This is a genomic window from Psychrobacter sp. DAB_AL32B, from assembly GCF_002224105.1.
Taxonomy (GTDB): Bacteria; Pseudomonadota; Gammaproteobacteria; order Pseudomonadales; family Moraxellaceae; genus Psychrobacter.
Window position 1 is genome coordinate 1 of sequence record NZ_NEXU01000077.1, and the last position, 15,862, is coordinate 15,862.

The following is a 15,862-nucleotide window of genomic DNA, read 5'->3' on the forward strand; positions in this document are numbered from 1 at the left end:
GCCAAGTGCTTTATATAGACTCGGGACAAACTTATCCAAAAACATCTCTAGAATCTGTACGACAGCAGCAATGAGACCAATATAACTGAGCAGACCTAAAAAGCTTAAGTCAATATCAGGAAAACCCGCCCAAGCTAGCGCACCATCTTTAAGGATAAACTGAAACAATAAATTGTTCAGCGGTACAGTGAGTGCCATAACGAAAACGACAGCAACCCCAAGACCGATAGCGGTGGATACTTTTTTCGATACCGCTAAAAAGGTACACATGCCTAAGAAGTAGGCTAGTGCCATATTTTCAATAAAGACTGAGGTTATAAATAAACTAACATAATGTCCCATTAGTGACCGCCTCCGTGTGCCATGCCTTTAGACTGCGGCTTCATTACAAATTCAGCATCTTCAACCTGTTCTGGTTTCCAAGTACGGATAATGACGATAAACAACGCAATAATAAAGAACGCTGAAGGTGGTAATAATAATAAGCCATTAGGGACATACCAGCCGCCATCAGTCGCCGGTTGTAATAGCGTCATTCCAAACCAGCTACCTGAGCCCAATATTTCACGAATAGTGGCCACAAATAGCAATACGGCAGAGTAGCCAAGACCGTTACCAATACCATCTAAAAAGCTTGGTACGGGTGGATTACTCATCGCAAAGGCTTCAGCGCGACCCATAACGATACAGTTGGTGATAATCAAACCAACGAATACCGACAGTCCTTTACTGACATCATAAGCGACTGCTTTTAATATCTGATCGACCACAATAACCAAGGAGGCAATAATCGTCATCTGTACAATAATACGAATACTTGATGGGATTTGCTTACGAATACTAGAGATAAAGAAGCTTGAAAATGCCGTTACTAAAGTCAACGCCACACTCATAACCAATGCATTAGCGACGGTAGTGGTCACTGCCAATGCAGAACAAATACCCAATATTTGCAAGCCAATAGGGTTGTTATCAAAAATAGGGGAAACTAAAATACTTTTTGTATCAGCCACGTTAAGCCTCCTTGCCGTGTGTTGCTGGTGCTATTGATGCCAGCTCGGTTACGGGATGCGTCTCTTTCTGAGTATGCTTTTGACTCGCTTTGGTGTCGGTACTTTCAATCGTCTGACCACTTTCTTCACGTAGATAGTCTAAATAAGGCTTATAACCTTGCTCACCTAGCCAAAACTGAATCATGTTACTAACACCACGACTGGTCAAAGTCGCACCACTAATACCATCGACCCAATTCTCTTTTGAGCCTGAAGTGGCAACACCAGTAGCAACATCACCGTTTTCGTCATAAGAGTGGATACCAGTCCACATCGCACGCCATTTTGGCTCTTCGATACGAGCGCCTAAGCCTGGAGTTTCTTTATGCTCATAAAAGCTGATACCTTTGATGGTATTCATATCGCCTTCAAGCGTTAAGAAGCCGTAGATTGTGCCCCAAAGGCCATAGCCTTGAATCGGTAACACGATCATCTCAGGTTTTCCAGCAGCATCATTCTTGACATAGACTTTCGCGTATTTAGGCTTACGACCAATACTTGCAGGGTCATTATCACCTAAGTCGTCGCTCAATGCCTTATTCTTAGTGGCTTGACTGGCGTCATAAGTATTACGATCGGCAATACCAACGGCTTTTAAGGCTTCATCATCTAAGTAATTGCCTTTATTTAAGTCGACAATTTCAACATTAAAGTCTTTGAAACGCTCAGCCACATCTTCATTGGTATCGGTGTCTGGATTAAACATGCCAGCAGCGACCAAGATGTTCTTATTGCGATCCAATTTAGCATTTTCAACTTGCGCTGGCTTCAAGCCAACGGCTGCTGCTGCAACCAATACTGAACACACCAAGCATAGCGTCAACGCTACGATGATGGTTTTCATGTTGTTGCTTTTAGGCTTAAGGTTACTTTTGGGCTTGGACATGGCGAAGCCTCCGTGCTGTTTGGCGTTTAATATTTGCTTGGGTGACAAAGTAGTCAAACAATGGCGCAAATAAGTTAGCAAATAGGATGGCAAGCATGATGCCTTCTGGGAAGGCTGGATTGATGACGCGAATCAATACCGTCATAAAGCCAATCAAGATACCATAAGCCCAGCGGCCTTTATTGGTATGCGCAGCTGACACAGGATCGGTTGCCATAAATACCGCACCAAAGGCAAACCCACCGACAACTAAATGCCAGTAAAATGGCATATTCATCATCGAGTTGCTTTCAGAGCCAATCATATTAAAGACTAATGACGTAGCAATTAGACCAATCACGCAGCCTAACATAATGCGCCATGAGGCAATGCGCGTCCATAGTAGAACCACTGCACCCATTAAAATGGCAAGGGTTGAGACTTCACCGATACTGCCTTGAAGATTACCAAAGAAGGCATCGCTCCAGGTAATCGCTTGACCATAAACGTCAACGAACTTATCTGGAGTAACCCCAAGTGCGGCTAGACCAAGCGGCGTTGCGCCTGAGAAACCATCAACCGCTGTCCATACTGAGTCACCTGACATGTAAGCAGGATAAGCAAAGTATAAGAACGCACGACCTGATAGGGCAGGGTTAAGGAAGTTCTTACCAGTACCGCCGAATACTTCTTTCGCAACGACAACACCAAAGATGATACCTAAGGCAACTTGCCATAAAGGAATATCTGGTGGCAGACATAGTGCAAATAGCACAGAGGTGACAAAGAAACCTTCGTTCACTTCGTGTCCGCGCGTCACAGCAAATATAATCTCACAGAGAATACCGACCGCAAAAGTCACGATATAAATCGGTAAGAATTGCATCGCCCCGTAGACAAAGCTTGCCCAAATGCTTTCTGGGTTATAGCCTGCCATGCTGGTAATAATGGTACGCCAGCCTTCAGGTTGTAGACCAAGTTTATCAATTGCAGTCAGTGCTTGATGACCAATATTATACATACCCCAAAACATCGCTGGGAACGTACACATCCATACCGTAATCATAATGCGTTTCAGGTCAATACCATCGCGCACGTGTGATGAGGCATAAGTCGTTGAGCTTGGTTGACGTAAAAACGTATCAAACATCTCAAAGAGGGCATAGTATTTTTCGTGTTTGCCACCCTTGGTGAAAGACGGCTCCATACGATCGAACATATTGTGTAAAAATTTCATCGTGGTTAGCCCTCCAGCTCAATGCGCGTTAAGTTATCACGCAAAATGTCACCGTATTCATATTTACCAGGAGAAACGAAGGTGCATAGCGCCACATCTTCTTCATCTAGCTCAAGCACACCTAAATCAACCGCAGTGATAATATCTTCGATAATCAGCGCACGCATGAGCTGCGTAGGCAGATAGTCTTGCGGCATAATCTCTTCATAAACCCCAATTGGCACCATCGCTCGCGGAGAGCCATTAGTAGTCGTAGTAAAGTTATACTTTTTACTACCAAAGAATTGCGAGATATAAATCGGCAATTTAGAAAAGCGATTTTTACCCGCTTGTAGGAAATGGAACGCTGGACGCTCACGACCTTCTGCAAGCACACTGATTTGATTATCAAAGCGGCCAAGATAAGCGATGTTATCGAACACTTTACGCCCAGATAGCACTGAACCTGTAATCACACGGTTCTCGCCGTCAGCCAACTCGCCTTTTGTTAAACCCGTAATATCGGCACCACGTTCTGTGGCAATAAGATGCGGGTTTTTAACAGCAGGACCAGCTAGGCTTAATAAGCGACGTGTGTATAAGCGACCCGTGGTAAATAATTTACCAATGGCAATCACATCTTGGTAGCCAATCGTCCAGACGCTTACGCCGCGTGCGATAGGATGCAAAAAGTGAATGTGCGTGCCTGCAAGCCCTGCCGGATGTTTACCGGTAAAGCTATGATACTCAGTGACATTATTAGCAGCGGTTTTCGCGACTGGCGTCAGCTGGGCATCACCATGATGGCAGACAAAGGTCTTTGGGCTAAGGGTAGATAATACGGCAAGTCCGTCATTGAACGCTTGCAGTTGCTCATTAATCAGCAACATCGGGTCAAAGGCTAATGGATTGGTATCCATCGCAGTGACAAAGATAGCGTGCGGACGAGCGCCTATATCAGGGGAGCGGCTAAAAGGACGGGTACGGAACGCGGTCCATTCACCAGAGGCAAGTAGTTGAGTTTCAACGATTTCAGAATCTAAGTCAGCAAGTTGCTGGGAGTCATAACTCTGAAAATCGATTTCTTCACCGTTTGGATCAACCTGAATCACCAGACTTTCAAACACACGGCGTTCACCGCGTTTGATGGCGATGACTTTGCCAGCAGCAGGGGCAGTGTAGATAACGCCAACTCGTTTTTTATCTTCAAAAACGGGCTGACCTTTGGCTACGATGTCACCTTCTTTGACATTCATCGTCGGCTTCATGCCTACATAATCGTAGCCAATAAGCGCCACATATGCGGGTCTGTGCTCAGATATCTCGCGGGAGGGTTCGCCGGTGATGGGCAAATCCAAACCTTTTTTGATGGTAATCATAAGCGAAAACTTAGTCCATAGTCTAAAACGATACCAGACGTCCTGTTTGGTATATCGGCAGCATGAATGTTAACGTCATCAATAAAAACACCCGATCAGATCCTGTAAAAGGACAGCGATAAGGTGAGCTAAAAATAACACTTCATGACTACTATTATAAGAGTATTAACGCTGACCTTAGACTCCTTAACAACACGTTAATGTCTTATTCGAATGACCAAAGTGGCGACTGGCTACCAAGGTGTATACTAAAACGCTTAAATCTGCTGCCATCCCAAAAGGATGGTTTTAGATAAAATACAGTTTTACCATACGATTTATTAAAATCTTAAAATTCATAATATTTGTGTGATTTAAACAGCGCTATTCATTCGATTGAATAAGAATGAGAGATAAATGACTTGTGATACTTAGTGAAAGCTATCTAAGCGCCTTTTAATGACCTATGATTATAGGGTAAGTTTAATTGCTCAATAACAGCAGCTGAGAACACAACTTTTGACAGAGTGGTTAATGCTGTGCTGCCATCTACCTTATTTTCATTGAAACCATCCATAGATAGCAGATGATTGGCTTTTATCGCACAAATACAAATTTACCTAGGATTATACGCTAAACTGACCTAAAATTGCCAGTTGGTAATAGAATTTACCTAATGTTGCCAGTGATTCTACTTGCTAAAACTTATGGTTATGATTGTCTGTTTTCTATAGGTCTACAGGGATAGTCAATACAAAATAAAATTGATACATGAGTAGTTAGATGCGACTAGTATAAACTTTGCTCACGCGCTTTGTGCTTTGCTAGACATGGGCTACCAAAAGCCATGCAGCAGCATGGCTCGTTTTTAAAATGAGTCGACTATAACTCTGTCAGTATTTGTGTGGGTTCTATTATTAAATGAACTTTTCATGACGATTTTTTTAAATTTGTTATTCTAATCTATTTATATTAAGTTACTGCTTAACCGGTTTTTTCAACTGTCATTTAAACCTTGATTGTATTTTTATTATTAATATCGCTTTTTATAAGGAATGCTATATGTGCGCTGTCCCTGTCATTATCCCAGCTATCGATTTAAAAGATGGTAAGTGTGTGCGCTTAAAACAAGGCCGTATGGAAGATGATACGGTATTTTCTGATGACCCAGTAGCGATGGCAGCACGTTGGGTGAGAGAAGGTGCGCGCCGGTTGCATTTGGTCGATTTAAACGGTGCATTTGATGGTATTCCAGTGCATAAGCAAGTGGTAAATGATATTGCCAAAGCCTTTCCTAAGCTGCCTATTCAGCTTGGCGGCGGTGTGCGCAATATGAAAACCATTGAGCAATATATCACTGCCGGTTTGACGTATATCATTATCGGTACTAAAGCCGTGGAAGACCCGGAGTTTGTTGCCGAAGCCTGCCGCGAATTTGCGGGACATATTATCGTTGGTATCGACGCCAAAGACGGTTTGGTTGCTACTCATGGTTGGGCAAATGTGACCGATACCAAAGCCACAGAGCTTGCTAAACGCTTTGCTGATGTTGGCGTCTCTTCTATCGTCTATACTGATATTAACCGTGATGGCATGATGCAAGGCGTCAATGTCGAGCAAACAGTCAACTTAGCACGTGAAGGCGGGTTACCGGTTATTGCCTCTGGCGGCGTGACTGATATGAAAGATATTGAGCTACTAAAGCCTTACGGCGACTGTATCGAAGGTATCATTACTGGTCGCGCTATTTACGAGGGCACCTTAGATTTGGGTGAAGCGCAAAACTATTTAGACAGTCGTAAATAAATTGGACCGTTAATAGCCTTAAATAATCTATTCGTAAAACTGTCTATGCCCAAAATAAATTGATAACCATCAAGGATGCTTATGGCAGCTTATTTTGACCACCCAACGTTGCGCAAGCGCCTAAAATTTTGGGGTCAGCTGCTGTTGCTAGTAAGCATCACCGGTACTTTACCGGTATATGCTGCTGTTGAAAATGCTGCTAATGAGAGTTTGGTAGATGAAACCAGTGCATTAGATGCTAGTAGCACCGTTAATAGTGATACAAAAGCCACTACTAGCAGTGTTACCAATAACAGTGTTACCAATTCTTCAGATATTTCATCTTCAAACGTTTTACCTTCAGATCCTCCAGCAACCGTTAATATATTGCCTGTTGAGGCAGTAGATACTTTATCCTTACCAACGATCAGCGGTGAGAGTAGCAACAATGCGCAAATTGAAACCACACCAACCCTGCTAAAAGACAAGGATATTCGTCAGCGTATCAGTGGTATTTTTTCAGAGATTGAAGGCTTACAAGCGATCAATGTCAGCGTTACCCAAGGTGTGGTTACTTTAAGCGGTGAAACCCCCAATGAGAAAAAAGCCCAGCAAGCCATTAATCTAACCAATCGTCTGACAGATGTAGTGACGGTAGAAGATAGGATTAATCGAACACTTGATGTGCAAGATAATGTCTCCACGGTGTATCAGGGTCTCAAGGCTCAAACTAGAAATCTAATCAAAGCCTTGCCTTTATTAGTGGTAGGTATTATTTTATTCGCGTTTGTGACTTGGTTTGGTAGTTGGTTGTCTAACCGGCAAAAGATGTGGCAACGTCTGACGCCCAATCCATTTGTGGCTGAGCTATTGGCACAAACGGTTAAAGTGATATTCATCGTTTTTGGCCTTATCTTAGCGTTAAGTCTAGTCGGCGCAGAGACTATCTTAGGTACGCTGCTTGGCGGTGCAGGGGTGATTGGTATTGCGGTCGGTTTTGCGGTCAAAGATACCATTGAGAACTATATTGCCTCTTTAATGCTCAGTATTCGCCAACCATTTCGCGCGCGTGATCACATTGTGATTAATGGCAAAGAAGGAATTGTAGTACGTCTGACTTCACGGGCGACTATTTTAATGACCTTAGATGGTAACCAGCTACGTATTCCTAACGCCGAAGTCTTTAAAAGTACAATTTTAAATTATACTAAAAACCCTGAACGCCGTTTCTCTTTTGAATTGGGCGTGGATGCCAATGACGACCCAATGGCAGCAATTAAGGTGGCGATTGATGAGATACGTCAATTAGATTTTGTCTTAGATAAGCCTAAAGCCATTGCAACTATCAAAGAGGTTGGCGACTCTAATATCATCCTTGAATTTAAAATATGGGTCAATCAGTTAGAAACAGACTTTTCTAAAGCGCGCAGCATTGCGATTCGTGAGGCCAAGCACGCTCTAGAGAATGCAGGCTTCAGCCTACCTGAACCTATTTATCGATTGCGCTTTAATCATAAATTAGAAAAGATGCTTGCAAATTTACCAAGTGACAGTAAAACTCGGAATAGCAGCTCTGAAATTATAGTAGCGCCCGCTGCGCCTATACCGGTAAGTCCTTCTCAAGCTGAAAAAACGACGATGGATGGCAAAGATAAAACACAGGCTAAAGCGCGTGCTAAGCATATTTTACAGGGTGATGCTGCTGAAGATATTCTTGACTCACGTCCTGATAAAAAGCTAATGGAAAAAGTCGAACAAGAAATTGCTGAAAGTTCAGATGAGACCGATTTATTGAGTAATAGTAGCCCGCAAGAGTAATTTTAAAGATAAGTTTAAAAACTCGGCATAGAAAATGCATAGAACGTATATAGATCAATAATTATCTAAATATACGAGAAGCTACCTATGGAAATGAAACACCTAATTATTTTTGCATTAGCAGGTTTTGTCATATTAATCGGTTTTAATATGATGAATGGTAGCCGTGATGAGGAAAATAGAACCGCGGTAGTTGATACCAACGCGCCAGCGCCAGCCGCTGTTTCAACGGATGCTACTAAGCAATCAGCTGGATCAGAAAGTATCGCAAACCAACCTTTAGGTCAGCAGCCGAAAGCCATCCTTGATAATGCTACTAGCAAGATAGATCAAGCACAGCAAGCGGACAAGGAACGTCTAGACCAAATGAGCAATGCACAGTAATAATTTAAGCAGTTGTTATAAACTAATGAGCATAAAAAAGGCTAACGATAACGTTAGCCTTTTTTACGGTAAGATTTTTAGTCAAATCTAGCTTTTCTTGCTAGCGCCTTTATTGTTGCGACTGCTTGTTTTCTTAGCTGGGCTTTTCTTGGCTGGATTCGCTTTGCTTTGATTCATCTTGCTTGCTTGCAGTTTTTCTTTTAAATCGAAGTCAATTTGCAGCAGATCCATATTCACACCAGCTACTTTTACTTTGACTGAATCACCCAATCCAAATAACGTACCTTTGTCTTTACCGACAAGCTGCTGTTGTTGTTCGTCATAGACAAAGAAGTCATTGCCAACATTAGAGATGTGTACCAAACCATCGATATAAAGGTCAGTCAATGTGACAAATAAACCGAAGCTTGTAACCGTGGTTACAACGCCATCGAACTCTTCGCCGACATGGTCTTTCATATAATGACATTTGAGCCATGATTCTACATAACGTGATGCTTTTTCAGCACGGCGCTCAGTATCTGAAGTTTGCGTACCAGCTCCCTCTAAAGAGAACTCCATTACTGGCTGCGGGCTATTGGTCACCTTAGCTTTAATAGCACGATGTAGCATTAAATCAGGGTAACGGCGAATAGGCGAGGTAAAGTGGCTATATTCTTCATATGCCAAACCAAAGTGACCAATATTGTCAGGTGAATAATTGGCTTGCATCATCGAGCGCAATAACATGCTATGAATGCTAATCGCGTCAGGACGATCTTTAGTAGCTTCGATAATGCGCTGATAATCTGCTTGGGTTGGGCTTTCTTCTGGGAAGCTTAGACCAAAGTTTTTAGCGTATTCATGAATACGCATCGACTTTTCGCCATCAGGTTTATCATGGTTACGATATAAAACAGGTAGCTCGTTTTTTAGGGCAAAGTTTGCGGCAGACGTATTGGCAAGCAACATACACTCTTCAATCAATTTATGCGCATCACCACGAGTACGCGGCAAGATAGCAGCGATACCACCTTTTTCGTTGAACTCAATATAAGTCTCAACCGTTTCAAACTCCATCGCATGACGTTCTTCACGCTTTTTAAGCAGTAACTCATACAATTGATGTAGCGTATCGACTGATTTTTTGACTTCTTTATTATCGGTTAATGACTTAGGCACACTACTGTCTTTTGGATTGGCCAGATAATCATTCACTTGATCATATGTTAAGCGCGCCTGTGAATTCATCACCGCTGGATAAAAGTCATAACCAGTGACTTTACCTGCACGAGAGATTTTAATATCGGCAACCATACATAAGCGATCTACGTTAGGGTTCAATGAACACAGACCGTTTGATAGTACTTCAGGCAACATCGGAATCACACGATGTGGGAAATATACTGAAGTACCACGCTCGAAAGCATCTAAATCCAGTGGAGAATTTGGGGTGACATAATGACTGACATCAGCGATAGCGACTAAAACGCGATAGTTACCACCACTACGTTTTTCAGCAAATACGGCATCATCAAAATCACGTGCATCTGCGCCATCAATCGTAACCAATGGCAATTCACGTAAATCAGTACGACCTTTTAAGTCTTTGCCACTTGGCTCGCGATAATCATTGGCTTGTTTGAGTGCCGCTTCGCTAAATTCAGAAGGAATATCGTAGTTGAGTAGTGTGGTCTCAATAATCAGCTCGCGATCATTGTCATCGTTGAGCAATTCAGTGATTTTACCCGTGGCAAACTCATGCTGATTCGGCCAATCGATGACATCCACTTTTACTGGACTACCAATTTTTGCGCCCAGTGTTTGTACATTATCTTCAGTAACGGTAATCGGTTGATGATTGTTAGGGCTACCGAGCTCCACACAATAACCATCTTCATCTTGAGCAAGTGTACCGATAAAGTGGTTTTGATGACGTTCAGTCACGTCGACAATACGGCCTTCCATGCGACCACGGTTGTCGGTTGACGTACCGATCGCATCAACTATGTCGCCATTAAACACCCAGCGCATTTGTTTTTCATGCAAGAATAAATCGGGCATATCAGCTAATAATACAAAGCCAAAGCCTTTAGGGTGAGCAGACACTGTGCCTCTAACGACATCGTGCTGCGTCACTGTACGAAAGCGATAAGGACGACCATCGCGATTGACCTGTCCATCACGAACCATCGCTTTGAGGCGATTGCCTAAAGCATCAAATTGATCAGGATCAGTGATGTTAAAAACTTTTGCCAGCTGTTGATGCGTCAATTCACCTTGCTCTGTAATCGTGCTCAATATCAGCTCACGACTAGGAACAGGGTTAATGTATTTTTGGGCTTCAGCCGAGGCGTTTGGATCATTCCAACTCATAAAGTACCGTATCTGTTTTAAATTATTAATAAGGACTATCTTAACACGAACAACGTTGTAATATCTTGCGTCAATTGTCTTATGTGCGTCCGATAGCAGGTAACGGTTATCTTCAATAATAAAAGTAACCGCTGTATTTTAGATATCAATAGAGCCGGATTTATCCGTAATTTTCTTAGTATCCAACTCTTTTGAGACTTCAAGTACCGTAGTCTGATTCGACTTATCTAAGTACTTTTGTGCTTTATCCACTTCTGTGGTCAACGTATTTACCGTTTGCTTCATGTTTTCTAGCGCTTCAAGTTTATAATTACTGATCATATCCATCGTATCATAGACATTATTGAAGGCGTTTTGTAATTTATCAAGCTCAATGGTGCTGCTGGTCGCTTGTTCATGAATCTCGCCCGATTGGCGTTTTAGCATCGCCGAGGTCGATTCGATTAAACTGCTGGTGGTTTTGTTTAAAGCAGTAATCTGGTCAAGGACAAGTTTCTGATTGGTCATTGCTTGAGCAACAATTACCGCCGTACGTAATGCCGATACAGTAGTCGTGGTCGCACGATCAACCCCTTTAATCAGCTCTAAGTTATTTCTACGAATGGTATCAAGCGCCAAATAACCTTGGACGTTCACAGCCAATTGCGTCAAAAAATCTGTATTTTTTTGGCGAACATAAAATAGCATCTCTTCTTTAATAATACGCGCTTTTTCAGGGTCAGTCGCTTCTATTGCATAAACCTTTTGTTCTAGCTGCTCATCGATTTTCTTACCAACATAGACGTACTGACGAATAGATTGCATCAACTCCCACATATTAACTTTTTCTTGCTCGATCATGGCATTGTCTTTGAGCAGCTCATCCTTACCATTATAAAGACTTGTCACGACCGCATTGATATGGGATTGCGCTGACTCGTATTGGCGAAAGTAGTCTTGTACTTTATTACCAAATGGGATGAGACCGAATAGCTTACGCGAGCTGGTCAGCTCTTTTTTACTGGGGTCTAAATCTTCTACGATACCGCGTAGTTCAGTCAATGACTTAGCAATAGGGGAGTTGTCAAATAAGCTATCGTTCAAGCTTTTAGCGGGTAACTCTAGCATCCGGTTAGACACTTGCGCCGATTCACGAATTTCTTTATTACCCAAGTTATGGATAGATTGCACGTTTTGTTTAAACTCAGAGCTGTGCACCGAATTGTTGATCACATGATCGACAAAGGCATCAACCTTGGCATCAAGTTCTGGAATATGACTTTCATCCAATTTAACCATCTGATCGGCTTCGCTTTTTTGTACTTCTTTAACCGCTGCAGGCGCAGTCAGAGTGATACTTGGTGTAGAGGTATTTTCGGGTGGGGTCAATTCTTGCATGGAGTTTCCTATAATATCTAAAAGAGGTTGTATTTTTTACCAAGAGCATTTTTTGCCAAGAGTATTAATAGATGGATGGCTATACGTTATTTTTATTTGCTTAATCGTTTTTATTCGAATTATTATTAAGAGAGACAAAACAGATCTTTAGATTACCGTGTAATGAAAAGCTTGAGAAGATGGGTTTTGTAAAGCAGCGTAGGCTTCATATGTTTACCAGTCATACAGTATTACTGCTAGGGATTTTTTGCAGTGTTTGTTATACCTGCAAGTAGTAAGTAAGAAAAATTGATAGCACTAGCTCATTACTATAATTGACGGCACTAGCACGTTGCTATAAACGCAACTTTGCACGTATTTTCTTATTTTAAGCTGATTGTTTTAATTCAAACTGAGTGTATTTATAAGTTTGCATACTAAAAAACCATCAATATTCCGCAGTATATTGATGGTTAAGATTATAAATATCTAGATAGACTAACAGCCACTACTAATCGCAGTCTATCTAATAGACTATTTTTTCTTAGTAGGACCTAACAGCATACCCATTTGACGACCTTCCATCTTAGGGTACTGTTCGACGTTTGAGATATCAGCGGTATCTTCAATGATACGATCAAGTTGCTTACGACCAATTTCTTGGTGCGCCATTTCACGTCCGCGGAAACGGATGCTAATTTTAACTTTGTCTTGATCTTCTAAGAAGCTAACGATTTTTCTCAGTTTAACCTGATAATCCGCTTCTTCGGTGCTAGGACGTAGCTTCATCTCTTTCAGCTGAGTCTGTTTTTGGTTTTTCTTAGCTTCTTTCGCCTTTTGCTTTTGATCATAGAGGAAATGCTTATAATCCATGATTTTGCATACAGGCGGTTTGGCTTCGGGAACCAATTCGACCAAATCTAGACTGTCTTCACGTGCCGCTTTCATCGCGGTTTCGATATCGACCACGCCCATTTGCTCGCCATCTTCTTTAACCAGACGGACTTCTTTGGCACTGATATCTTCATTGATGTTCAAACGGTTTGACTGTTTAATAGGTATTACTCCTGATCTGTTTTTGGGGTCTGTCGGCCCTTTTCGGCGACAGCTGTCTCTACTAATGTGATAAATTCAGGGACACTCATCACGCCTAGATTTTCGCCTTCGCGGGTTCGGACGTTGACGCTGCCTGATTCGACTTCTTTATCCCCTAATACTAGCATATAGGGAATACGTTCTAATGTTTTCTCTCGTATCTTAAATCCAATCTTTTCGTTACGCAAGTCACTAATAGCGCGTAAGCCTGCTTTTTTCAACTCACTAACGACATTTTCACAGGTTTCCGCTTGTTTATCCGTGATATTCATCACCACCACTTGTTGCGGCGCCAGCCATACTGGCATCCAACCGGCATAGTTTTCAATCAAAATACCGATGAAGCGCTCAAATGAACCTAAGATGGCACGGTGCAACATAATGGGCACTTCGCGCTCGTTTTGCTCATTGACGAATTCGGCATCAAGACGCTCAGGCATATTAGGATCGACCTGAATAGTACCGCATTGCCATACGCGACCTAACGAATCTTTGAGACTAAATTCAATCTTTGGACCGTAAAATGCGCCTTCACCTGGTAGATAAGCCCAATCGAGCCCTGAACTATCAAGCGCATCAGCCAATGCTTTTTCTGCAAAATCCCAAGACTCATCACTACCAACACGTTTTTCAGGACGGGTTGAGAGTTTCATAATGATATTATCAAAACCAAAGTCTTCATAAACAGCAAGCGTCAGCTTAATAAAATCAGCGACTTCTTGTTGAATCTGCGCTTGCGTACAGAAAATATGGGCATCATCTTGCGTAAAGCCACGTACACGCATCAAGCCATGCAATGATCCTGAAGGTTCGTTACGGTGACACGAGCCAAATTCTGCCATACGTAATGGCAATTCACGGTAAGACTTTAAGCCTTGGTTAAATACTTGTACGTGACAAGGGCAGTTCATCGGCTTCACCGCATAATCACGGTTTTCGCTAGACGTGGTAAACATGTTGGTCGCATAGTTGCCCCAGTGACCTGAACGCTCCCACAAGCTACGATCGACGATTTGTGGCGTTTTAATTTCTTCATAGCCATTATCATGTTGTACTTTACGCATATATTGCTCAAGTACTTGATAAATCGTCCAACCATTGGCATGCCAAAAAACCATACCCGGTGCTTGCTCTTGCATATGGAACAAATTAAGCGCTTTACCAATTTTACGGTGATCGCGTTTTTCTGCCTCTTCAATACGCTGAATATAAGCTTTTAGATCTTTTTTATCCGCCCACGCCGTACCATAGATACGTTGCAGCTGTTCATTTTTTGCATCGCCACGCCAGTAAGCACCTGACATTTTGGTTAGTTTGAAGACTTTTAAGAATCTAGTGTTTGGCACATGCGGACCACGGCACATATCGACATATTCTTGATGATGATAGAGACCAAAAGCTTCTTCGCCTGGCATATCGTTAATCAGCTTAAGCTTATAATCTTCACCGCGCTCTTCAAAGATTTTAATGACTTCAGCGCGTGGCGTTATTTTTTTGATAACGTCATAATCTTGCTTAATCAGCTCCATCATGCGCTTTTCAATTTTTTCCATGTGCTCAGGCGTAAACGGCGTTTCACTATAGATGTCATAATAAAAGCCATCATCGATGACAGGACCAATCACCATTTTTACATCAGGATATAGCTGTTTGACGGCGTGACCTAATAAGTGGGCACAAGAATGGCGAATGATATCGACGCCGTCATCATCTCTTGGCGTTACGATCTCGACTTTAGCATTAGCAACGATAGGGTCGTGCGCATCCACTAAATGACCATCCACACGTCCAGCGACGGTCGCTTTAGCAAGTCCTGCCCCAATACTTTGTGCCACTTCCATGACGGTGGTGTTGCCTTCGAATTCTTTTACGCTACCATCGGGTAAAGTAATCGCTACCATAATCTATTCACCTTTTTGCGTCCGTTGGCAGTGATGATTGCAACCATCAATCATATAACCGTAAGACTACGTCAATTATATCCAGCACTGTGATATGTTTTAAGAGATATGCACTACTTAGGAGCACTAAGCTTAGATTCATATAGTGTCATGACTAATGGTCATCTGATAGCTATAATCGAATCGCTAAAATCTCATAAAAGCTACCTTTTAGGTAAGGTCAACGAGAAGTGCCATTAAGTAAAGTCATAAAAGCCACTATTATAGCAAAAACTGTCTATTAACACTAGATGGCAAGGAACAGTGCATAGATTTGCACTCTTATAAATTATATTAAATAGCCGTTCTACCTATATATGCATATATAGGTGCTATAAATACAGTTATCAACACCTTGCGAACTACCACAATTATGAATGGAGACAAGCTATCATTAAGACAATAAGCCGTTTTAGATACACGGTTAAATAGGAGCAGCCTAATAAAGTAAAGACAAGATAAAAGCTTGGAAGGCGATGAGGCTCTAAGAAAGAGATGATAAGGATCAGTCGGTAATTAATACTTAGCGACTATATAAGTAATAAGTTAGAATTTAATTTTAAAGCTAACTCATTGAAACCTATCTAGTATTCATATCCAACCAAACCAATATGATAAACATTTAGAATAACCCCTTG

At 42.0% G+C, this 15,862-nt stretch carries 12 protein-coding genes; 3 read left to right on the forward strand and 9 right to left on the reverse strand.

The features are described 5' to 3' along the window. The 5 genes from CAN34_RS09190 to CAN34_RS09210 all read right to left on the reverse strand — a co-directional run. Nucleotides 1–342 (reverse strand): Rnf-Nqr domain containing protein (locus CAN34_RS09190; protein ID WP_302476515.1); only part of this gene is annotated, 342 nt, incomplete at its 3' end. Next, nucleotides 342–1,013 (reverse strand): NADH:ubiquinone reductase (Na(+)-transporting) subunit D, encoded by a 672-nt coding sequence (locus CAN34_RS09195; protein ID WP_079692907.1) that lies wholly within the window; start codon nucleotides 1,011–1,013, stop codon nucleotides 342–344. The genes CAN34_RS09190 and CAN34_RS09195, both read right to left, overlap by 1 nt. Before the next feature lies 1 nt (nucleotide 1,014). Beyond that, complete coding sequence (locus CAN34_RS09200; protein ID WP_089555397.1) at nucleotides 1,015–1,938, reverse strand: Na(+)-translocating NADH-quinone reductase subunit C; 924 nt, start codon at nucleotides 1,936–1,938, stop codon at nucleotides 1,015–1,017. Beyond that, entirely contained in the window at nucleotides 1,919–3,154 is a 1,236-nt protein-coding gene (locus CAN34_RS09205; protein ID WP_079692905.1) for an NADH:ubiquinone reductase (Na(+)-transporting) subunit B, read from the reverse strand. Before CAN34_RS09205 ends, CAN34_RS09200 begins: the two co-directional genes overlap by 20 nt. 5 nt (nucleotides 3,155–3,159) lie before the next feature. Then, entirely contained in the window at nucleotides 3,160–4,512 is a 1,353-nt protein-coding gene (locus tag CAN34_RS09210) for a Na(+)-translocating NADH-quinone reductase subunit A (RefSeq protein ID WP_089555398.1), read from the reverse strand. 1,041 nt (nucleotides 4,513–5,553) lie between these two features. On the opposite strand from CAN34_RS09210, the gene hisA reads away from it, so the two are divergent. The 3 genes from hisA to CAN34_RS09225 all read left to right on the forward strand — a co-directional run bounded on the left by hisA (nucleotide 5,554) and on the right by CAN34_RS09225 (nucleotide 8,478). Continuing rightward, the gene (gene hisA / locus CAN34_RS09215; protein WP_079692903.1) at nucleotides 5,554–6,297 is read left to right on the forward strand and encodes a 1-(5-phosphoribosyl)-5-[(5-phosphoribosylamino)methylideneamino]imidazole-4-carboxamide isomerase; all 744 of its coding nucleotides are present in this window, start codon (nucleotides 5,554–5,556) and stop codon (nucleotides 6,295–6,297) included. Between the two features lie 81 nt (nucleotides 6,298–6,378). Next, nucleotides 6,379–8,094: a mechanosensitive ion channel family protein gene (locus tag CAN34_RS09220; protein WP_089555399.1), complete on the forward strand. Its 1,716-nt coding sequence runs from the start codon at nucleotides 6,379–6,381 to the stop codon at nucleotides 8,092–8,094. 87 nt (nucleotides 8,095–8,181) lie between these two features. After that, nucleotides 8,182–8,478, forward strand: coding sequence for a hypothetical protein (locus CAN34_RS09225; protein WP_089555400.1), 297 nt, complete (start codon nucleotides 8,182–8,184; stop codon nucleotides 8,476–8,478). Nucleotides 8,479–8,565: 87 nt separating this feature from the next. Here CAN34_RS09225 and rnr read toward each other — a convergent pair whose 3' ends face one another. The 4 genes from rnr to thrS form a co-directional block, all read right to left on the reverse strand. Beyond that, nucleotides 8,566–10,833 carry a ribonuclease R gene (rnr, locus tag CAN34_RS09230; RefSeq protein WP_089555401.1) on the reverse strand — a complete coding sequence of 756 codons (2,268 nt, stop codon included), beginning with the start codon at nucleotides 10,831–10,833 and terminating at the stop codon, nucleotides 8,566–8,568. Nucleotides 10,834–10,971: 138 nt separating this feature from the next. Then, entirely contained in the window at nucleotides 10,972–12,210 is a 1,239-nt protein-coding gene (locus tag CAN34_RS09235) for a toxic anion resistance protein (protein ID WP_079692899.1), read from the reverse strand. 513 nt (nucleotides 12,211–12,723) lie between these two features. After that, nucleotides 12,724–13,227, reverse strand: a complete 504-nt coding sequence (infC, locus tag CAN34_RS09240; RefSeq protein WP_079692898.1) for a translation initiation factor IF-3 — start codon at nucleotides 13,225–13,227, stop codon at nucleotides 12,724–12,726. A 23-nt stretch (nucleotides 13,228–13,250) separates the two neighbouring features. Next, complete coding sequence (gene thrS / locus CAN34_RS09245) at nucleotides 13,251–15,185, reverse strand: threonine--tRNA ligase (protein ID WP_089555402.1); 1,935 nt, start codon at nucleotides 15,183–15,185, stop codon at nucleotides 13,251–13,253. Nucleotides 15,186–15,862: the final 677 nt, after the last annotated feature.

What these genes read in the sequence shown, in the direction of transcription:
- CAN34_RS09200 (WP_089555397.1), bottom strand. Translation starts at nt 1,938, where the DNA reads ATGTCCAAGCCCAAAAGTAACCTTAAGCCTAAAAGCAACAACATGAAA.
- CAN34_RS09205 (WP_079692905.1), bottom strand. Translation starts at nt 3,154, where the DNA reads ATGAAATTTTTACACAATATGTTCGATCGTATGGAGCCGTCTTTCACC.
- CAN34_RS09210 (WP_089555398.1), bottom strand. Translation starts at nt 4,512, where the DNA reads ATGATTACCATCAAAAAAGGTTTGGATTTGCCCATCACCGGCGAACCC.
- hisA (WP_079692903.1), top strand. Translation starts at nt 5,554, where the DNA reads ATGTGCGCTGTCCCTGTCATTATCCCAGCTATCGATTTAAAAGATGGT.
- CAN34_RS09220 (WP_089555399.1), top strand. Translation starts at nt 6,379, where the DNA reads ATGGCAGCTTATTTTGACCACCCAACGTTGCGCAAGCGCCTAAAATTT.
- CAN34_RS09225 (WP_089555400.1), top strand. Translation starts at nt 8,182, where the DNA reads ATGGAAATGAAACACCTAATTATTTTTGCATTAGCAGGTTTTGTCATA.
- rnr (WP_089555401.1), bottom strand. Translation starts at nt 10,833, where the DNA reads ATGAGTTGGAATGATCCAAACGCCTCGGCTGAAGCCCAAAAATACATT.
- CAN34_RS09235 (WP_079692899.1), bottom strand. Translation starts at nt 12,210, where the DNA reads ATGCAAGAATTGACCCCACCCGAAAATACCTCTACACCAAGTATCACT.
- thrS (WP_089555402.1), bottom strand. Translation starts at nt 15,185, where the DNA reads ATGGTAGCGATTACTTTACCCGATGGTAGCGTAAAAGAATTCGAAGGC.